This window comes from Streptomyces sp. SudanB182_2057 (genome assembly GCF_964272715.1).
Taxonomy (GTDB): domain Bacteria; phylum Actinomycetota; class Actinomycetes; order Streptomycetales; family Streptomycetaceae; genus Streptomyces; species Streptomyces rubradiris.
Genome location: NZ_OZ186798.1, coordinates 7,671,685 through 7,690,787 on the forward strand (window position 1 = coordinate 7,671,685; position 19,103 = coordinate 7,690,787).

The following is a 19,103-nucleotide window of genomic DNA, read 5'->3' on the forward strand; positions in this document are numbered from 1 at the left end:
GTCACCCCTGCACAAAGATGGAGAGACCGCCGTACACAGGTCACCTAAATCCTGACGAAACCTGGACCGGGAAGGTAGAGAAACCTCTACCTCGAACCGGGCGGACAATGCCAATGTGCCGCGACCGCGCCGTTCCTAATCTGATCCCCAGACATCGCGTGAGAGACGCGTCATCCCCCGAGGGAGCCCCAGTGCACACTTCACACGACCTCCGCCGGACGGAGGCGGTACGGCTGGACGCCGTGTCGAAGACCTACGGCCGGGGGGACGGCCAGGTCGCCGCGCTGCGCGGGCTCACCATGAGCTTCGCCGACGGCACCTTCACCGCCGTGATGGGCCCCTCCGGATCCGGCAAGTCCACCTTCCTGCACTGCGCCGCGGGACTGGTCCGGCCCAGCTCCGGCACGGTCACCGTCGGCGGCACCGACCTCGCCGGACTGGACGACACCCACCTGACCAAGCTGCGCCGGGACCGGATCGGCTTCATCTTCCAGTCCTTCAACCTGCTGCCCGCGCTGACGGTGATGCAGAACATCACGCTGCCGCTGCAACTGGCCGGACAGCGGCCCGACAAGGCACTGATCCGCACCGTCGTCCAGCGCGTGGGCCTGGCCGAGCGGCTCGGCCACCTGCCGGCCCAGCTCTCCGGCGGCCAGCAGCAGCGCGTCGCCATCGCCCGCGCCCTGGTGACCCGCCCCGCCGTCGTCTTCGCCGACGAGCCCACCGGCGCCCTGGACACCCGCACCGCCGCCGCCGTGCTCGGCCTGCTGCGCGAATCCGTCGACACCGCCCGCCAGACCCTGGTCATGGTCACCCACGACCCGGTCGCCGCCTCCTACGCCGACCGCGTGGTCTTCCTCGCCGACGGCGCCTTCGCCGGCGAACTGCACCGGCCCACGGCCGACGCGGTCGCCGCCCGGATGACCAGGCTCGGCGCCTGGGAGGACGACGCCCACCGGCAGAGCGCTCCGCAGCACTCGGGGGGACGGTACTGATGTGGCGCCTGGCACTGCGCACCCTGAAGTTCCGCCGGACGAGCTTCGTCGCGACCTTCCTCGCCATGTTCCTCGGCGCCGCCATCGTCATCGGCTGCGGCGGCCTTATGGAGACCGGCGTCCGCATGGCCGCGGCGCCTCAGCGCCTGCGCGAGGCCCCGGTCGTCGTCACCGGTGAACAGACCTACGACTCCAGCGCGCTGACCGAACGGCACCGCATCGACGCCGGCCTGGCCGGCCGGGTGGCCCGGGCCGACGGAGTGCGTACGGCCGTGCCCGACGTGTCGTTCCCGGCCGCCGTCCTCAAGGACGGCAAGCCGCTGACGGAGAAGTCCGCGTCGTACGGCCACGGCTGGGCGAGCGCCCGGCTCACCCCCTATACCCTCGCCGCCGGGAGATCCCCCGTCACCGGCGGCGAGGCCGTACTCGACGCCGGACTGGCCCGGCGGGCCGGTGCCCGCCCCGGTTCCTCGGTCGACATCGTCGTCCAGGGCACCGCCCGCCCGTTCCGGGTCAGCGGCATCGCCGAACAGCGCGGCGACCACAACCCCGACGCCGCCGTGTTCTTCACGGACGACCGGGCCCGCGCCCTCGCGGGCGGCCGGATCGACTCCGTCGCCGTGCTGCCCGAGCCCGGCACCAGCGCCGCCGCCGTCGCGGACGCGGTGCGCGCCGAGGTCGGCGACCGCGCCGAGGTCCTCACCGGCGAGCGCCGCGGACTGGCCGAGCTGCCCGGCACCCTCTCCAGCCGGCGCACCGTCGTCATCCTCTCGGCGGTCTTCGGCTCCTCGGTCGTCCTGATCGTCATGTTCGGCGTCGCCTCCACCCTCGGCCTCTCCCTCCAGCAGCGCGCCCGCGAGATGGCCCTGCTGCGCGCCGTCGGCTCCACCCCGAAGCAACTGCGCCGCATGATCCTCACCGAGACGGCCGTGCTGTCGGTGACCTCCGTCCTGCTCGCCCTGGCGCCCGGATACGCCATCGGGCGGCTGCTGTTCAAGGTGCTGACCTCCAGCGGCGTGGTGGCACCCGCCATCACCTACCACGCCGGCCCGCTGCCGATGGCCGTCGGCGCCGCCGTCACCGTGCTCGCCGCGGCCGGCGCCACCCGGTTCGCCGGCCGGCGCGCCGCCCGCACCGAACCGGTCGCCGCCCTCGCCGAAGCCACCGCCGCCGGCCGCTGGTTCAGCCTGCCCCGGCTGCTGCTCGCGCTGTTCTTCCTCGCCAACGGCATCGGACTGGCCATCGCCACCGCCACCGTGATGGAGGACGGCCCCACCCTCGCCAGCACCGCCGGACCCGCCTCCGTGCTGTTCTGCGTCGGCCTCGCCCTGCTCGCGCCCGGCCTCACCAAGGCCATGGTGGCGCTGCTGCGCCCGCCCGTACGGGCCCTGTCCGGGCTCTCCGGCCAACTGGCGCTGCGCAACGCCGCCACCGCCCACGTCCGCATGGCGGGCGCCGTCGCACCGATCGTCCTGCTCATCGGCATCGCCACGGGCACCCTGTACATGCAGTCCACCGAGAACCACGTCTCGCGGACCTCCTACGACGCGAACATCCTCGCCGACTACGTCCTCGACTCCACCACCGGCGGATTCGCGCCCGGCGTCGTCGCCACGGTACGGGCCACGCCCGGGGTGGCCGCGGCTTCCGAGTTCGTCACCAGCCGGGGCTTCGTGGACCGCCCCGGCGGCCCGGCCGACGCCGATCTGCGCGGGGTCTCCGCGGAAGGGGTGCGCCAGAGCCTCGACCTGCCCGTGGTCGCCGGCTCCCTGGAGGACCTGCGCGGCGACACCGTGGCCCTGTCCGAGAAGAAGGCCCGGGAGTACGGGGTGCGGGTCGGCGACCGGCTGCCGCTGCACCTCGGCGACGGCACGCCGCTACGGCCCACCGTCGTGGCCCTCTACACCGACAACCCCAAGCAGCAGTACCTGACCCTGCCCGCGGCCACCCTCGCCCCGCACACCGGCGACGGACTGCCGCACCAGATCCTGGTCCGTGCCGAGCGGGGCACCGGCACCGAGGTCCACGACCGGCTGGCCGCGCTGGCCGCCCGGGTGCCCGGCACCGAACTGGACGACAGCTCCTCCCTGGCCGGCCGGAACAACCAGATCCAGCAGATCCTGGTGTCCGCCAACTACACCATCGTCGCCATGATCGTCGGCTACGCGGCCATCACCGTCGTCAACACCCTGGTGTCCGTCACCCGCAAACGGCGCGCGGAGTTCGGCCTCCAGCGGCTCACCGGCGCCACCCGGTCCCAGGTGATCGGCATGCTGACCGTGGAGGGCGTGCTGATCGGTGTCGTCGCCACCGTCCTCGGCACCCTCGCCTCCGCCACGACCATCGTCCCCTACAGCCTCGTCAAGAGCGGCTCGTACCTGCCCTCCGGATCCCTCGGCATCTACCTCGCCATCGTCGGCGGGTCCCTGCTGCTGGTGTTCGGCGCCACGCTGCTGCCCTCCTGGCGCGGCATGCGCAGCCCCGCCGTGGACACGGTGAAGGCCGCGTGAGCCACGCACAGACCGGGCCGTCCCCGCTCCCCCCGGGCGGGGACGGCCCCTGCGTGACCGGCGGGCGGGGATGGGAACATGAGCGCATGAAGACTGTGCCGGTCGCGTGGCGCGGCCGTCTCGGCCGGGCCGCCCTGGACACCCTGGTCGGCGTGGCCGTCGCCACCGGAGCCCTGCTGTCGGTCGTCCTCTTCGTCACCACCACCTACTTCGTCGTCATCTGCGTGATCGGCATCGGCTTCCTCGCGCTGCCGTACCTCACCCGGGCCGTGCGGTGGCTGTGCGACCTCAACCGGCGTGCCGCCGCCCGCTCCGGCGTCCCGGTGGAGCGGCCCTACCGGCCCGAACCGCAGGAGATCGAGCGGGACATCGTCGGCTGGACGCGCCGCTGCAAGTGGATCCTGGCCGACCCCGCGACCTGGCGGGACCTGCTGTGGCTGCTGCTCAACTCCGTCGTCGGGCTCGCCGGTTTCGTACCGGCCGCCCTGCTCTACTACGCGGGGGAGGGGCTGTTCCTGGCCTGCGGGCTGTGGCGGCCGCTCGCGGACGGGGGAACGGCCCGCTGGTACGCCTTCGTCACCGTCGGCAGCTGGCCGGCCGCGCTCGCCGCCGGCCTGCTCGCGCTCGTCGTGCTCACCGGCTGGCTGCTGCTCTCCCCGCTGGTGCTCAAGGGGTACGCCTACTTCGTCAAGTTCCTGCTCGGCCCGACCCGGGGATCCCAACTGGCTTCACGGGTGCAGCACTTGTCGGAGACCCGGTCGGGCGCGCTGGACATCCAGGCCGCCGAACTGCGCCGCATCGAACGCGACCTGCACGACGGCGCCCAGGCCCGGCTCGTCAGCCTCGGGCTCCAACTCGGCGCCGTCGACCGGAAGCTGGGCCAGGACCCGGAGGAGGCCCGCCGGCTGCTGCGGCAGGCCCGCAGCTCCTCCGTGCAGGCCCTGCGCGAACTGCGCGACCTGGTCCACGGCATCCACCCGCCGGTCCTCGCCGAACGCGGCCTGGCCGACGCCCTGCGCGCCCTGGGCCTGGCCAGCCCGCTGGAGGTGACCGTGGTGGTGGACCTGCCGGGCCGGCTGCCCGACCCGGTCGAGTCGGCCGTCTACTTCGCCGTGTCCGAACTGCTCACCAACGCCCTCAAACACGCCGACGCCCAGCGGGTCGAGGTCGTCGCCTGGCGCGCGGACGACACCCTGCACGCCCGGGTCACCGACGACGGCCGCGGCGGCGCCGACGCCTCGGCCGGGAGCGGTCTGGAGGGCATCCGCAGGCGGCTGGCATCCTTTGACGGCGTCCTGGAGATCAACAGCCCTCCGGGCGGACCGACCGTGATCAAGCTGGAGCTGCCGTGCGCGTTGTCCTCGCCGAAGACCTCTTCCTCCTGAGGCAGGGAATCATCCAATTACTGGAGGCGTACGGCTTCGAGGTCGCCGCCGCAGTCGACAACGGCACCGACCTCGCCGCCGCGATCGCCGACCACCGGCCCGACGTGGCCATCGTGGACGTACGCCTGCCGCCCACCTTCACCACCGAGGGCCTCCAGGCCGCCCTGCGGGCCCGGCGCGAACGCCCCGGCCTGCCGATCCTCGTCCTGTCCCAGCACGTGGAGCAGATGTACGCCCGGGAACTGCTGGCCGACGGCACCGGCGGCATCGGCTATCTGCTCAAGGACAGCGTCCTGGACGACGAGCAGTTCATCGACGCCGTACGCCGGGTCGCGGCCGGCGGCACCGCCATGGACCCCGCGGTCGTCGCCCAGTTGCTGACCAGTCACTCCCGGGACGAACCGCTGGCCGCCCTCACCGCCCGCGAACGCGAGGTGCTGGAACTCATGGCCGAGGGCTGCTCCAACACCGCGATCGCCCAGCGGCTCACCATCACCGAGGGCGCGGCGGCGAAACACATCTCGAACATCTTCACCAAGCTGATGCTCCCGCCGTCCAGCGACAGCAACCGCCGGGTCCTCGCGGTGCTCGCCTATCTCAACGCCTGAGCGGCAGCGGGGAGGTGGGGCGGGTAGGGGTGGCCGGGGGTCCCCCTCCCGCGTGAGACTGCTGGGGCCCGTCCGCGCCCCTCGCGCGGCGCAGCCGCCCCCGAGGAAGGGAACGCCCGCCCCATGACCACGCTCGCCGAGCACGACCGTCTCTGGATACGCCGCTACCATCCCCGCCCGGACGCGGCGGCCAGGCTGGTGTGCCTGCCGCACGCGGGTGGCTCGGCGACCTTCTACCACCCCGTCTCGGCGGGCATGCCGGAATCCGTGGACGTGCTCGCCGTGCAGTACCCCGGCCGCCAGGACCGCCGCCAGGAGCCCTGCGCGACGAGCATCCAGGAACTGGCCGACCGCCTCACCCCCGTGCTGCTGCCGTGGACCGACCGCCCCCTGGTCCTGTTCGGCCACAGCATGGGCGCCACGCTTGGCTTCGAGGTCGCCCGCCGGCTGGAGCGCGACCACGGCGTGGTGGCCCGGGCGCTGGTCGTCTCCGCCCGCCGCGCCCCCTCCTGCCCGCGCGACGAGTCCGTCCACCTGCGCGACGACGACGGGCTCATCGAGGAGATGCGGCTGCTCAGCGGCACGGACTCGGCCATCCTGGACGACGTCGAACTGATCCGCATGGCCCTGCCCGCCATCCGCGCCGACTACCGGGCCGCCGAGACCTACGTCTACGAGCCCGGACCGGGCCTGCGCTGCCCCGTCGTCGCCCTGGTCGGCGACGACGACCCCAAGGTCACGGTGGAGGAGGCGCGCGCCTGGTCCCGGCACACCGACGCGTCCTTCGAGTGCCGGGTGTTCCCCGGCGGCCACTTCTATCTGACGAACCATCAGAAGCAGGTGCTCGGCCTGCTGGCGGAGAAGGCGGTACGGGCATGAGGTCGGTCCTCGTCACCGGATGCGGCAGCGGCATCGGCCTGGAGACGGCGCTGGCGTTCGCCCGGCGCGGCGACCGGGTCCACGCCTGCGTGCGCGACCCCGCCACCGCCGGGGAACTGCTGCGGCGCGCCCGCGCGGAGGAACTCACCCTGGACGTCCCGCAATTGGACGTCACCGACGACGCCTCCGTCACCGCCGCCGTCACCGCGGTGCAGGACCGGCACGGACCCCTGGACGTCCTGGTGAACAACGCCGGTGTCGACCGCACCGGACCGGCCGAGACCATGCCCCTGGACCAGGCCCGCACCGTGTTCGAGACCAACTTCTGGGGTCCGCTGCGGCTGGCCCGCGCCGTGCTGCCCGGGATGCGTGCCCGGGGCTCCGGCGTCATCGTGAACGTCTCCTCGCTCGCCGCCCGCACCTTCGCCGTGCCGCACGGCGGGTTCTACGCGGCGAGCAAGGCCGCCCTGGGCGCCCTCAGCGAGGCCCTGTACGCGGAGGTCCAGCCGTTCGGCATCCGTGTGGTGTGCCTGGAACCGGGCAGCTTCGCCACCGCCATCCAGCGCGCGTCCCGGGCCGGCGCGGCCGACGGGCAGCCGCCCGGGACCGGCCCGTACGCGGCGGACCACGCCTGGCTGGACCGGTTCCTCGCCCGGGTCGCGGAGGGCGCCGCCGACAGCGCCGAGGCGGCCCGTGCGGTGCTCGCCGCCGCCGACGACCCCGCGACCCCCCTGCACACCGTGGTCGGCGAGGACGCGCGGGCGGCGCTGCAGTTCCTCGACGGGGTCTCCTACGAGCAGTGGCTGCCCCGCTTCCTGGAGCAGGCCGGGTCGCTGGCGGGCCCCCGCCCCGCCGGCCCCCGGTAGCACGACGACGGCGGCGGGACCGGGTCGCCCCGGTCCCGCCGCCGACGCGCGGGTCTCAGTCGTGCACGCGGATCGAGCGGGACGGGCACAGGTCCGCGGCCTGGACGACCTGCTCGCGCAGTTCCTCGGCCGGTTCCCCGGTCAGCAGGGTGACCAGTCCGTCGGCGTCCTGGTCGAACACCTCGGGGCTCAGCAGCGCGCACTGGCCGGAGCCCACGCACCGGTCGCGTTCGGCGATGACACGCATCAGGGGCAGTCCGTTCGCGTCGGCCGTCACCAGGTGACGGGGAGTTCGTAGACGCCGTAGACCATGGCGTCGTCCTTGAACCGCAGCTCCTCCACCGGGGCGGCCAGCCGCAGGCCGGGGATACGGCGCAGCAGCGTGCCGTAGACTGCCTCCAGCTCCACCCGGGCGAGGTTGGCGCCGATGCACTGGTGCACGCCGTAGCCGAACGCCAGGTGGGAGCGGGCCTCCTTGCGGTGGATGTCGAGGGTGTCCGGGTCCGGGAAGACCGACTCGTCGTGGTTGGCCGCGTTGTTCAGGGCGAGGATGCCCTCGCCCGCGCGGATGGTGACGTCGCCGACCTCGATGTCCGCCACCGCGACCCGGGCGGTGCCGGAGTCGGAGATGGAGAAGACGCGCAGCAACTCCTCCACGGCGTTCGGCAGCAGATCCGGATCGGCCCGCAACTCGGCCAGCTGCTCCGGGTGCTCCAGCAGCGCCAGCACCCCGAGGGCGATCATGTTGGCGGTGGTCTCGTGGCCGCCGACCAGCATCAGCCGGGCCATCGTCACCACATCGGTGTGGTCGGCGACCCCCTCGGTGCGGTTCTTCTCCAGGAAGCGGCTGATGAGGTCGTCGCCCGGCTCGTTCTCCTTCCGGGTGACGAGCTGGTCGAGGTACATGTCCAGGGCCTGCACGGCCGCCCCGTACTCCTGCGGGCTCAGGTCGTGGTTCATCAGCGCCGCCGACCACTCCTCGAACCGGGCGTGGTCCTCGTAGGGCACACCGAGCAGTTCGCAGATCACCAGCGAGGGCACCGGCAGCGCGAGGGCGGTGACCAGGTCCACCGGGCCGCCCGCGGCCAGCATCGCGTCCACGCGCTCGTCCACGATCTGCTGGATCCGCGGCCGCAGTTCCCGCACCCGCCGGGCGGTGAACTCCGGTATCAGCATGCGCCGGTGGGCGGTGTGCTCCGGCGGGTCCATGTTCAGCATCATCAGCCGGACCTGTGCCAGCAGTTCCTCGGGGATGTGGAACTGGTGCGGGTAGCCCGGCAGTTTGAGGTTGGAGCTCACCCGGCTGTCGCCCAGCACCTGCCGGACGTGCTCGTGCCGGGTGACCAGCCAGGCCGGCTTGCCGTTGACTTTCAGGGCGGCGCGGGAGACGGGGGTGTCGGCGCGCAGCCCGGCGTACTCGGGCGGCTCGGCGAACGGACAGGTGCGCCGCAACGGGAACCGCACCGGCGGCGCTTCCGTCCCGGGTACGGCGTCGGCGGACTGGGTCATGGCTGCCTTTCGGACGTCGGTGACGACAGGAGGGGCGGGGCGGTGGGGCGTCACCAGGTGACGGGCAGCTCGTACAGGCCGTAGACGATCGCGTCGTCCTTGAACCGCAGCTCCTCCACCGGGGTGGCCAGGCGCAGCGTCGGGATCCGTTCGAGCAGCGCGGAGTAGACGACCTCCAGCTCCATGCGGGCCAGGTTCTGGCCGATGCACTGGTGGACGCCGTAGCCGAACGCCAGCTGGCTGCGGGCCTCGCGGCGCACGTCCAGGCGGTCGGGGTCGGGGAAGACGCGGGGGTCGTGGTTGGCCGCGTTGTTCAGCGGCAGGATCCCCTCGCCGGCCCGGATGGTGACCCCGCCCAGCTCGATGTCCTCCAGGGCGACCCGGGCGGTGCCCGCGTCGGAGATGGAGAAGAAGCGCAGCAGCTCCTCCACCGCGCGCGGCATCAGCTCCGGCTCCGCGCGGACGGCGGCCAGCTGGTCCGGGTGCTCCAGCAGGGCCAGCACGCCGAGCGCGATCATGTTGGCGGTCGTCTCGTGCCCGGTGACCAGCATCAGCTTGGACATGCTGACGATGTCGGAGTGTTCCACGGCCGGCGTCTGCCGGTTGAACTCGATCAGCCGGCTGATCATGTCGTCGCCGGGCTCGCTCTCCTTGGCGGTGACCAGCCCGTCCACGTACTGGTCCAGCTCGTAGTGGGCGCGGCCGCGGTCCTCCTCGCTGATGTCGTGGTTCATGATGGCCCACGCCCACTCCTCGAACCGGCCGTGGTCCTCGTAGGGCACGCCGAGCAGTTCGCAGATCACCAGGGAGGGCACCGGCAGGGCGAAGGCGGTGACCAGGTCCACCGGGCCGTCCGCGCCCTTCTGGAGCATGTGGTCGATCTGCTGGTCCACGATCTGCCGCACCCGGCCGCGCAGCTCGCGCATCCGGCGCACGCTGAACTCCGGGGCCAGCATGCGCCGTTGCACGGTGTGGTCCGGCGGGTCCATGGACAGGAAGGTCAGCGGCACCGACTGGAGGATCTCGTCCGGCACCGGCACCTGGAGGGGGTAGCCGGGCAGCTTCAGGTTCGCGCTGACCCGCTCGTCGCCCAGCAGCTTCTTGTACAGGTCGTGCCGGGTGACCAGCCAGGCGGGCTTGCCGTTGACCTTCAGCCGGGCCCGGGAGACGGGAGCGGTCTCGCGCAGCTCGGCGTAGGCGGCCGGCGGGCTGAAGGGGCAGGCCCGCCGCATCGGGAAGTCCGGCGGCGCGGCCTGGTCGGCCGGTTCGGCAGGTGCAGTCATCAGGTCCTCTTCGCACGGGAGGGAGCGGGACGCGCCGGCGACGGATGCTCCGGGCTCGGCGCCGTGCGGCGCTGTCGGCCGTCCCTGGCACGCTAGGCACCCACCCCGGCGGGACCCAACCCCTAGCCGCCCCTAGGCCCTGTCGTCAAACTCCCGCCTGCCTCGCGACGCCATGCACGCTCCCCCAAGCTCTTCGAGCAGGGGGTGCCCCCACTCGCCGCACCGGGCCCAGACCCAAGTACGTCCAGTACGAGGGTCAGGGCCCGGCACTCCCCCAGCCTCCGGCCGGGGGGACCCCCAGAGCACGCACCTGACGCCGCGCGGCCCGCCCTCCGGGCGGACGGCGGGAGTTTGACGACAGGACCTAGGGAGCGGGGTACGACCGGTGCCCCGGGCGGGGCCGGGCGAGCGCGGCCCCCGCGCGTCGGTGAGGTCGCCGGCCACCGTGCCGGTGCGGGACACCTTTGGCGCGGTCCGCCTCGTCACCCCGCTCGCCGGTCGCCCGACCCGCCCCCACCCCCGTACGCCCCCAGTCGCCCACGTACCGCCTAGGGGCGGTTAGGGGTCCGGTGGCGGGGTGGGGGCCGTTAGCGTCGGCTGCGGAGTGCGGGGGAGACGGTGATGGCACCGCGCCCCGGTTCCTCCGGTCCCGGCCGGTGTCCGCGCCCGGTCGTCGTTCCGTCCCGCAGCGAGCAGAGGTGATCAGCGTGTCCCCGGAAGCCAGCGCGAAGGGCACCGTCCCCTTCGGGGAGTACCGGACCTGGTACCGGGTGACCGGTGAACTCGGCGCGGGACGGCCGGCGGTCGTCGCCGTGCACGGCGGGCCCGGCAGCACCCACGACTACCTGCTGCCGCTCGCCCGGCTCGCCGAGGACGGCTGGCCCGTCGTCCACTACGACCAGCTCGGCAACGGCGGCTCGACCCATCTCCCGGACAAGGAACCCGGGTTCTGGACCGTCGAGCTGTTCGAGGAAGAACTGGCCAACCTCATCGAGCGGTTGGGGATCGCCGACGACTACGTGCTGTTCGGCCAGAGCTGGGGCGGCCCGCTGTGCGCCCGGCACGCCATGACCGCCCCGCCCGGCCTGCGCGGCCTGATCGTCGCCAACGCGCCCGCCTCGTACCCGCTGTGGCTTCAGGAGATGGCCCGGCTGCGCGCCGCGCTCCCGCCGGAGGTGGACGACACTCTGCGGCGGCACGAGGCGGCCGGCACCTACGACAGCGAGGGGTACCTCGCCGCGATGCGGGTCTTCTACGACCGCCATGTGTGCCGGGTGACACCCTGGCCCCGGGACTTCCTGTCCTCCTTCATGGAGATCTACAACGACCCCACGGTCTACTACGCGATGAACGGACCCAACGAGTTCCACGTCATCGGCTCCCTGAAGGACTGGTCGATCGTCGGCGACCTGCACCGCATCCGCACCCCGACCCTGCTGATCAGCGGCCGCCACGACGAGGCCACCCCGGCCGTCGTCCAGCCGTACCACGACGAGATCCCCGGAGCCCGCTGGGAGATCTTCGAGGAGTCCAGCCACCTTCCGCACCTGGAGGAGCCCGAGCGGTTCCGCGCGGTGCTGACCGACTTCCTCAAGAGCCTGTGAATCGAGAGTTCGTGAAAGGGGACCCGGCCATGGCACACGACACCGCCCTCGTCTTCCCCGGCATGGGACCCGTGCCGTTCACCGAGGTGGGCAGGTTCATGGTGGCCAACCCCATCGCCCGGGACCTGGTCGCCGTGGCCGACGACGCCCTCGGCTACTCCCTCGTGGACGCCTTCCGCACCTCCCCGGGCGACTACTCGGAGGCCGCCCAGGTCGCCTTCTTCGTCAACTGCCTGGCCTGCGCCCACTGGGCCGAGGAACACCTCGGGGTGGAACCCGGCATCGTCGCCGGGCCCAGCTTCGGCGAGAAGGCGGCCCTCGCCTACACCGGAGCGCTGGAACTGCCCGACGCCGTCCGCCTCACCGCCGAGATCGCCCGCTGCCTGGAGGAGTACTTCACCACCGAGCACCGGGACATCGTCACCCTGTCCTTCGTCCGCGCCCCGCACGACGGCCTCGACGCGATCCTCGCCGAACTGGACGAGGCGGGGGAGTGGCACGAGATCTCCTGCCGCATCGACGACGGCTTCTTCATGGTGTCCCTCTCCGAACACCGGGTGAGCTGGATGGAGGAGCGGCTGCGCGCCATCGGCAGCCTCCCCCTGTACACCATGCGGCCCCCCATGCACGCCTCGGCGTTCCGGCCGCTGCGCGAGAAGGCCGCCCGCGAGGTGGTGTCCCGCTACACCTTCGCCGACCCCAGGCTCCCCGTCGTCGCCGACCAGGACGGCCGGGTGCTGCGCACCGGCGAGGAACTGCGCACCATGCTCCTCGACGGCTTCGACCACCCGATGGACTGGCCGAGCGTCACCACGGCCCTGAAGGAGGCCGGCGCCCGGCGGCTGTGCGTCGCCGGACCCGACAGCCTCTTCGGCCGGGTGCCCGGCACCGTCCGCCAGTTCGACGTCGTCGCGGCCCAGCCACGGCTGGCGATGACCCCCCGGCGCCGCACCCGCGCCGCCGCCTGACCCCGGCGCCGCACCCGCGCCGCCCGATCCCCGCCCGACTCGTTGGAGGCCCCCATGTGGGACGACCGGTTCGAACAGATACTCCGCCCCTTCCTGCCGTTCCTGCCGCCGCAGGAGGAGCTGACGCCGGAGTCCGACCTGAAGGACCTCGGCCTGGACTCGCTCGGCACCGTCCAGCTCCTCGGCACCCTGGAGGAGGACTACCAGGTCCGCTTCCGCGACAGCGCGCTCACCATGGACACCTTCCGCACCGCCGGCGTGCTGTGGGACACCGTGCGGGGCATGATGCAGCAGAGCACCGCGGGCTGACGGGACGGTCACCGTGGACCCCACCGTGGACGGCACGCTGTCCGGCCGGTTCGCGCGCGGCCTGGCCCTCGCCCCCGACCGGCCCGCGCTGCGCGCCGACGGCGTCGACCTCACCTACCGCGAACTGCACGAACTCGCCCTGGTCCGGGCCGGCTCGCTGCTCGCCCAGCTCCCCGGCCGCCCGCCCGCCGTGGGGGTGCTGGCCGGCAAGGGGCCCACGGCGTACGCCGGCCTGCTGGCCGGCCTGTACAGCGGCGTCACCGTCGTCCCGCTCCAGCCGGCCTTCCCCGCCGCCCGCACCCGGCGGATGATCGAGGCGGCCGGGGTCGGCGCGCTGCTCGCCGACGACGACGCCCTGCCCGCCCTGACCGCGCTGCACGAGGACGGGGTACGGCTGCCGACCCTGTTCGCACCCGGCGGGCAGCCCATGCCGGCGCTCGCCCTCGACCCGGACAGCGCCCTGAAGGCGCCCCAGCCCGCCCGCCCCGATGACATCGCCTATGTGCTGTTCACCTCCGGCTCCACCGGCCGGCCCAAGGGCGTGCCGGTCACCCACGCCAACACCGCCCACTACTTCCGGCTGCTCGACGAGCGCTACGACTTCGGGCCGCACGACGTCTTCTCGCAGACCTTCGACCTCAACTTCGACTGCGCCATGTTCGACCTGTTCTGCGCCTGGGGCGCCGGGGCCGCCGTCGTCCCCGTCCCCGCCCGGGCGTACGCGCGCCTGCCGGAGTTCGTGGCCGAACGGGGCCTGACCGTGTGGTTCTCCACGCCCAGCGCGATCACCCTCGTACGCCGCACCGGCGGGCTCGCCCCGGGCGCGCTGGGCTCGCTGCGCTGGAGCTTCTTCGCCGGGGAGGCGCTCGGCTGCAAGGACGCCGAGGACTGGGCCGCCGCCGCGCCGGGCGCCGCGCTGGAGAACCTCTACGGCCCCACCGAGCTGACCATCACCATCACCGCACACCGCTGGACACCGGGACGCCAGCCGAACGACATGGTGCCCATCGGCGCCGTCCACCCCGGCCACGACACCCTGCTGCTCGACCCCTCCGGCGCGCCCAGCACCGGTGACGAAGGCGAACTGTGCGTCGCCGGGCCCCAATTGACGCCCGCTATCTCGACCCGGCCGACGACGCGGGACGGTTTCTGGAACACGGCGGACGGCGCTACTACCGCACCGGCGACCGGGTCCGGCGCGCCGCCGACGGCGGCTGGCACTACCTGGGCCGCAAGGACGCACAGGTCCAGGTGCACGGCATCCGGGTGGAACTGGCCGAGGTGGACGCCGCCGCCCGCACCTGCCCCGGCGTCGAGGACGCCGTGACCGTGGCCGTACCCGTGGACGGCACCGTGGAACTCGCCGTCTTCCACACCGGCGCGCCCGTGCCGCCCGCCCGGCTCGCCCGCCATCTGCGCGAGCTGCTGCCGGCCGCCGTCGTCCCGCGCGCCTACCACCACCTGGACACCCTCCCGCTCAACGCCAACCGCAAGACCGACCGCAGGAAGCTCGCCTCCCGGGCCGCGGCCATGCGGCAGCCGGCCGGAGGCACACACGAAAGGCGGCAGGAGTCGCAGTGAACGGTCAACCGACAGTGCCGGCCCGCACCGACGCCCGGGTGCACGACCTGCTCGACGAGGCCACCGCCGACCGCCCCGACGCCTGGGCGGTGACCGACGGCACGGGCCGCTGGACGTACCGGGAACTGACCGCCCACAGCCACGCCGTCGACGCCTGGCTGCGCGCCAAGGGGGTCGGCCACGGCGACCGGGTCCTGGTCCAACTGCCCAGCACCCGGGAGCTGGTGGCGCTGCTGTACGGCACCGCGCGCCGGGGCGCGGTCCTCGTGCCCGTCAACACCGGCATGAAGGACTACCACCTGCGGGCGGTCGTGGAGAACGCCGAGCCCGCGCTGATCGTCGTCGCCGACCCGGCCGTGGACCGGATCGGCGCCCTGGCCGGCGGGGTGCCGGTCCTCGGACTCGGCCCGGCCTGGGCGGAGATCACCGCGCTGCGCGAGCGCGAGGTCCGCCCGGCCGAGGCCCCGGTCGGCGCCGACGACATCGCCGTCCTCGTCTACACCTCCGGCTCCACCGCCGCGCCCAAGGCGGTGATCTGCCCGCACGGCCGGATGGTGTTCGCCACCGAGGCCATCGGCCTGGAACTCGGCTACCGCCCCGACGACGTGGTGTTCTGCCGCTTCCCGATCTCCTGGGACTACGGCCTGTACAAGGTGCTGCTCACCGCCGCGGGCCGCAGCGAACTCGTCCTGGCCGACGGCGAGTCGGACCTGGTGCTGCTGCGCCGCATCCGCGAGACCGGTGCCACCATCGTCCCGATCGTGCCGTCCCTGGCCACCATGATCTGCGCCCTCGCCGCCCGCGAACCGGCCCGCGAGTCCCGGGTGCGCCTGTTCACCAACACCGGTGCCGCGCTGCCGAAGTCCACCGCCGACGACCTGCGCACGGCGTTCCCCGGCGCCGAGGTGGTCGTCCAGTTCGGGCAGACCGAGTGCAAACGCGTCTCCGTGCTGCCGCCCGCCTTCCAGGACGCCAAGCCCCAGTCGGTCGGCCGTCCGCTGCCCGGCACCCGCGCCTTCGCCGTGGACGACGAGGGCCGGCCGCTGCCGCCCTGGCAGACCGGCGAGATCGTGGTCGAGGGACCGCACGTCATGCCCGGCTACTGGCGGGCCCCGGAGCAGACCGCCCGCGCCTTCCGGCCCGCTCCCGACGGCGGACTGCGGCTGCACACCGGCGACTTCGGCCACGTGGACGAGGACGGCTTCCTCTACTACGAGGGCCGCCGCGACGACATGTTCAAGCACAAGGGCGTCCGCATGAGCACCACCGAGATCGAGGCCGCCGCCACCGACGTCCCCGGAGTCCGCGCCGCCGCCGTCCTGCCGCCCGCGGAGGACCGCCCCCTCGCGGTGTTCGCCGAGGGCGACATCGACCCGCACACCCTGCTCAAGGAGCTGTCGCTGCGGCTGGAACCCGCCAAGGTGCCCACCGTGAGCCGGGTCGTCGACGAACTGCCGCTCACCCCGCACGGCAAGCACGACCGCAAGGCGCTCGCCCGCCTCCTGGAAGGAGCCACCGCGTGACCGCCACCGAGCCGTCCGGCCGCGACCACCGGACGACCGCCGCCGAGCCGGCCGGGCAGGAGCGCCGCGTGCGCGCCGCCGAGCTGGCAGGGCGCTTCGGCACCCCGGCCTACGTCTACGACCTGGACCGGGTCGCGGCGGCCCGTGACGATCTGTTCGCCGCGCTGCCCGACGAGGTCGAGGTGTTCTACGCGGCCAAGGCCAACCCCCACCCCGAGCTGCTGCGCGAGCTGCGCACCGGCGGCTGCCGCGCCGAGATCAGCTCCGTCGGCGAACTCGACGCCGCCCTGCGGGCCGGCTTCCCCGGCGACCGGATCCTGTACACCGGCCCCGGCAAGACCACCGCCGAACTGGCCGAGGCGCTGACCCGGGGCGTGGGCCTGTTCTCCACCGAGTCCCTCGGCGACCTGCGCCGCGTCGGCGAGACCGCGCTGAAGCTGGGCCTCACCGCCGACTGCCTGCTGCGCGTCAACAACGCCACCGGCGCGGCGGCCACCGGCATCCGCATGACCGGCGTGCCCTCGCAGTTCGGTTTCGACAGCGAGACCCTGCCCGGCCTCGCCGCCGAGCTGCGCGAGGTTCCCGGCACCCGCGTCGTCGGACTGCACTTCTTCCCGCTGAGCAACGCCAAGGACGAGGCGAGCCTGATCGCCGAGTTCCGGCACACCGTCGGCACCGCCGCCGCCCTCCAGCAGGCCCTCGGCGTCACCTTCCGCTTCCTCGACATCGGCGGCGGATTCGCCGCGCCCTACGCCGTGCAGGGCGCCCGGCCCGTCTACCGGGAACTGCGCGACGCCCTGGCCCGGACGCTGGACGAGCACTTCCCCGGCTGGCGCGCGGGCGCCCCGCAGATCGCCTGCGAGTCGGGCCGCTACCTGGTCGCCGACAGCGGCACCCTGCTCACCTCCGTCGTCAACGTCAAGGACAGCCGCGACCACCGCTACCTCGTCCTCGACGCCGGCATCAACACCTTCGGCGGCATGTCCGGGCTCGGCCGCATCCTGCCCGTGTCCGTCGAACCGCATGAGTCCGTCGGCGCCGACGGCACCCCGGCGAGCCTGGCCGGGCCGCTGTGCACCCCGGGCGACCTGCTCGGCCGGGGCGTGGCGCTGCCCGCGCTCGACCCCGGCGACCTGCTCACCGTCCCCAACGCCGGCGCCTACGGCCCCACCGCCAGCCTGCTGATGTTCCTCGGCCGGCCCGCGCCCGCCGAGATCGTCGTACGCGGCGACGACCTCGTGTCCGTCTCCCGCATCGAGCACACCCGCACCTACGACCACGGACAGGCCCTGTGATGAGACCCTTCCCGAACGCCTCCGACCCCGGCGACCGGCCCGTACTGGTGGCCGGCGGCATCTCCGACTCCCACACCTGGAACCTCGTCTACCTCCAGCTCCTGCTGGAGGAGCACGGGCACCGGGTGGTCAACCTCGGCCCCTGCGTCCCCGAGGACCTGCTCATCGCCGAGGCCCTCGCGCACCGCCCCGCGCTCATCGTGGTCAGCAGCGTCAACGGCCACGGCTACCACGACGGCATGCGGACCGTCACCCGGCTGCGCGAACACCCCGCCCTCGCCGCGGTGCCCGCCGTCATCGGCGGCAAGCTCGGCATCGCCGGGCCCTGCGGCACCGAGGAGGTGGCCGCGCTGCGCGCCGCCGGGTACGACGCGGTGTTCGACGACAGCGCCGAGGGCGTTGCCGCCTTCCGGCGGATGCTCGACGCGCTGCCGCAGCGGGCCCTGGTGTGACCGGCGGCGGGTTCGGCGGGTTCGTGCGCCGGGCTCACGACGCCGGGCGACTCGTGGTGCAGCCCCGGATGGGGATGAGCAGCCCGCGGCGGATGCGGTCCGGGCTGCTCGCCACCCGGGACGCCAGGGCGACCACCGTCGGCACGATCACCCTGGACAGCTACACCCGGGTCGGCGATCTGGAGTCGGCACGCCTGGCCGTCCTGGAGGACGTGGCCCTCAACGGCTACCCGATCGTGAGCCACGACCCGGCCACCACCGCGGGCGTCCTCGACGGGATCCACGGCCCCGGCTTCCCGGTCCAGGTCCGGCACGGCTCCGCCGCGCCCCAGGACATCTTCCGGGCGCTGACCGCCGTGGGGCTCGACGCCTCCGAGGGCGGCCCGGTCTCCTACTGCCTGCCCTACGGGCGGGTCCCGCTGCGCGAGTCCGTCGCCCACTGGGCCACCGCCTGCGAACTGCTCGCCGCCCGCCGCGAGTCGGGCGCCGAACCGCACCTGGAGACCTTCGGGGGCTGTGTCCTCGGCCAGTTGTGCCCGCCGAGCCTGCTCGTCGCCGTCAGCGTGCTGGAGGCGCTGTTCTTCCGCCGGCACGGCATCCGCAGCATTTCCGTCAGTTACGCCCAGCAGACCCATCCCGGCCAGGACGCCGAAGCGGTGGCCGCGTTGCGCCGCCTGTGCGCACACCATCTGCCGGACACCGAATGGCATGTCGTCGTCTACGCCTACATGGGGCTGTACCCGGAAACGGAACAGGGCGCCTACCGGCTGCTCGGGAAAGCGGCCGAACTCGCCGTCGCCAGCGGCTCGGAACGGCTCATCGTGAAAACCGTCGCGGAATCCCGCCGCATTCCCACGGTGGCCGAGAACGTCGCCGCCCTGGAATACGCGGCCGAGGTCGCCGCCCGCACCCCGCGGGCCCCGCTGGACGCCACCGGCACCCAGACCTACGCCGAGGCGTCCGCCCTGGTCGACGCCGTACTGGAACTGGACGACGACCCCGGTACGGCCCTGTTGACGGCGTTCGCCGAGGGACGCCTCGACGTCCCCTACTGTCTGCATCCGGACAACGCCGGATTCAGCCGGAGTTATATCGCCGCGGACGGCCGGCTGGCCTGGGCCGACATCGGCAGGATGCCGCTGAACGGCATCGCCGACGTACGCCCGGCCCGCGCCGTCACCGCCGCGGAACTGCTCGATTCCCTGTCCTACGTACGCCGTTCGTTCGACGGACCCGACCCCCGGAACACCCGGGCCGTCGAAATCGCCCGCCCCTAGGGGTGGTTAAGGGTGTGGCCTTTCCAGGGCCGTCACTACGGTGTGGAAAAAGGTGAGGA

At 73.3% G+C, this 19,103-nt stretch carries 16 protein-coding genes and 1 pseudogene; 14 read left to right on the top strand and 3 right to left on the bottom strand.

The annotated features are described in order from the left end of the window. Positions 1-191 precede the first annotated feature (191 nt). From ACSURM_RS34195 to ACSURM_RS34220, 6 genes are all read left to right on the top strand, one after another. On the top strand, positions 192-995 hold the full coding sequence (locus tag ACSURM_RS34195; protein WP_436959830.1) for an ABC transporter ATP-binding protein: 804 nt from the start codon (positions 192-194) through the stop codon (positions 993-995). After that, positions 995-3,505 carry an FtsX-like permease family protein gene (locus ACSURM_RS34200; RefSeq protein WP_436959831.1) on the top strand — a complete coding sequence of 837 codons (2,511 nt, stop codon included), beginning with the start codon at positions 995-997 and terminating at the stop codon, positions 3,503-3,505. The genes ACSURM_RS34195 and ACSURM_RS34200 overlap by 1 nt, the downstream gene beginning before the upstream one ends. An 86-nt stretch (positions 3,506-3,591) precedes the next feature. Further along, positions 3,592-4,890 carry a sensor histidine kinase gene (locus ACSURM_RS34205; RefSeq protein ID WP_436959832.1) on the top strand — a complete coding sequence of 433 codons (1,299 nt, stop codon included), beginning with the start codon at positions 3,592-3,594 and terminating at the stop codon, positions 4,888-4,890. Beyond that, positions 4,854-5,498, top strand: a complete 645-nt coding sequence (locus tag ACSURM_RS34210; RefSeq protein WP_359049685.1) for a response regulator transcription factor — start codon at positions 4,854-4,856, stop codon at positions 5,496-5,498. Before ACSURM_RS34205 ends, ACSURM_RS34210 begins: the two co-directional genes overlap by 37 nt. Positions 5,499-5,621: 123 nt before the next feature. Further along, positions 5,622-6,377 carry a thioesterase II family protein gene (locus tag ACSURM_RS34215; RefSeq protein WP_436959833.1) on the top strand — a complete coding sequence of 252 codons (756 nt, stop codon included), beginning with the start codon at positions 5,622-5,624 and terminating at the stop codon, positions 6,375-6,377. Further along, positions 6,374-7,243, top strand: a complete 870-nt coding sequence (locus tag ACSURM_RS34220; protein WP_436959834.1) for an SDR family oxidoreductase — start codon at positions 6,374-6,376, stop codon at positions 7,241-7,243. The genes ACSURM_RS34215 and ACSURM_RS34220 overlap by 4 nt, the downstream gene beginning before the upstream one ends. A 55-nt stretch (positions 7,244-7,298) precedes the next feature. Here ACSURM_RS34220 and ACSURM_RS34225 read toward each other — a convergent pair whose 3' ends face one another. Genes ACSURM_RS34225 through ACSURM_RS34235 form a run of 3 tightly spaced genes read right to left on the bottom strand, consistent with a single transcriptional unit; the run spans position 7,299 to position 10,035 of the window. Beyond that, entirely contained in the window at positions 7,299-7,520 is a 222-nt protein-coding gene (locus ACSURM_RS34225; protein WP_436959835.1) for a ferredoxin, read from the bottom strand. Continuing rightward, positions 7,517-8,752, bottom strand: a complete 1,236-nt coding sequence (locus tag ACSURM_RS34230; protein ID WP_436959836.1) for a cytochrome P450 — start codon at positions 8,750-8,752, stop codon at positions 7,517-7,519. Before ACSURM_RS34230 ends, ACSURM_RS34225 begins: the two co-directional genes overlap by 4 nt. A gap of 50 nt (positions 8,753-8,802) precedes the next feature. Continuing rightward, entirely contained in the window at positions 8,803-10,035 is a 1,233-nt protein-coding gene (locus tag ACSURM_RS34235; RefSeq protein WP_436959837.1) for a cytochrome P450, read from the bottom strand. Positions 10,036-10,742: 707 nt separating this feature from the next. Between ACSURM_RS34235 and ACSURM_RS34240 the strand changes: the two genes are divergently transcribed. The 8 genes and pseudogenes from ACSURM_RS34240 to ACSURM_RS34275 all read left to right on the top strand — a co-directional run bounded on the left by ACSURM_RS34240 (position 10,743) and on the right by ACSURM_RS34275 (position 19,044). Beyond that, positions 10,743-11,639 (top strand): proline iminopeptidase-family hydrolase, encoded by an 897-nt coding sequence (locus ACSURM_RS34240; RefSeq protein WP_436959838.1) that lies wholly within the window; start codon positions 10,743-10,745, stop codon positions 11,637-11,639. A 29-nt stretch (positions 11,640-11,668) separates the two neighbouring features. Continuing rightward, a complete protein-coding gene (locus tag ACSURM_RS34245; protein ID WP_436959839.1) occupies positions 11,669-12,607 on the top strand; it encodes an ACP S-malonyltransferase in 939 nt (312 codons plus the stop codon). 54 nt (positions 12,608-12,661) lie between these two features. Beyond that, complete coding sequence (locus ACSURM_RS34250; protein ID WP_436959840.1) at positions 12,662-12,916, top strand: phosphopantetheine-binding protein; 255 nt, start codon at positions 12,662-12,664, stop codon at positions 12,914-12,916. Positions 12,917-12,941: 25 nt separating this feature from the next. Continuing rightward, positions 12,942-14,497 (top strand): annotated as a pseudogene (locus ACSURM_RS34255) (AMP-binding protein). Beyond that, positions 14,494-16,020 (top strand): class I adenylate-forming enzyme family protein, encoded by a 1,527-nt coding sequence (locus ACSURM_RS34260; protein WP_436959841.1) that lies wholly within the window; start codon positions 14,494-14,496, stop codon positions 16,018-16,020. Before ACSURM_RS34255 ends, ACSURM_RS34260 begins: the two are co-directional and overlap by 4 nt. Positions 16,021-16,088: 68 nt before the next feature. Beyond that, positions 16,089-17,315: a type III PLP-dependent enzyme gene (locus ACSURM_RS34265; RefSeq protein WP_436961244.1), complete on the top strand. Its 1,227-nt coding sequence runs from the start codon at positions 16,089-16,091 to the stop codon at positions 17,313-17,315. Continuing rightward, positions 17,315-17,767, top strand: a complete 453-nt coding sequence (locus tag ACSURM_RS34270) for a cobalamin B12-binding domain-containing protein (RefSeq protein ID WP_436959842.1) — start codon at positions 17,315-17,317, stop codon at positions 17,765-17,767. Before ACSURM_RS34265 ends, ACSURM_RS34270 begins: the two co-directional genes overlap by 1 nt. Further along, positions 17,764-19,044 carry a methylaspartate mutase gene (locus ACSURM_RS34275; protein WP_436959843.1) on the top strand — a complete coding sequence of 427 codons (1,281 nt, stop codon included), beginning with the start codon at positions 17,764-17,766 and terminating at the stop codon, positions 19,042-19,044. The genes ACSURM_RS34270 and ACSURM_RS34275 overlap by 4 nt, the downstream gene beginning before the upstream one ends. Positions 19,045-19,103: the final 59 nt, after the last annotated feature.

Coding starts and splice junctions, on each gene's coding strand:
- ACSURM_RS34230 (WP_436959836.1), bottom strand. CDS start 8,752: ATGACCCAGTCCGCCGACGCCGTACCCGGGACGGAAGCGCCGCCGGTG.
- ACSURM_RS34205 (WP_436959832.1), top strand. CDS start 3,592: ATGAAGACTGTGCCGGTCGCGTGGCGCGGCCGTCTCGGCCGGGCCGCC.
- ACSURM_RS34250 (WP_436959840.1), top strand. CDS start 12,662: ATGTGGGACGACCGGTTCGAACAGATACTCCGCCCCTTCCTGCCGTTC.
- ACSURM_RS34270 (WP_436959842.1), top strand. CDS start 17,315: ATGAGACCCTTCCCGAACGCCTCCGACCCCGGCGACCGGCCCGTACTG.
- ACSURM_RS34215 (WP_436959833.1), top strand. CDS start 5,622: ATGACCACGCTCGCCGAGCACGACCGTCTCTGGATACGCCGCTACCAT.
- ACSURM_RS34245 (WP_436959839.1), top strand. CDS start 11,669: ATGGCACACGACACCGCCCTCGTCTTCCCCGGCATGGGACCCGTGCCG.
- ACSURM_RS34220 (WP_436959834.1), top strand. CDS start 6,374: ATGAGGTCGGTCCTCGTCACCGGATGCGGCAGCGGCATCGGCCTGGAG.
- ACSURM_RS34235 (WP_436959837.1), bottom strand. CDS start 10,035: ATGACTGCACCTGCCGAACCGGCCGACCAGGCCGCGCCGCCGGACTTC.
- ACSURM_RS34200 (WP_436959831.1), top strand. CDS start 995: ATGTGGCGCCTGGCACTGCGCACCCTGAAGTTCCGCCGGACGAGCTTC.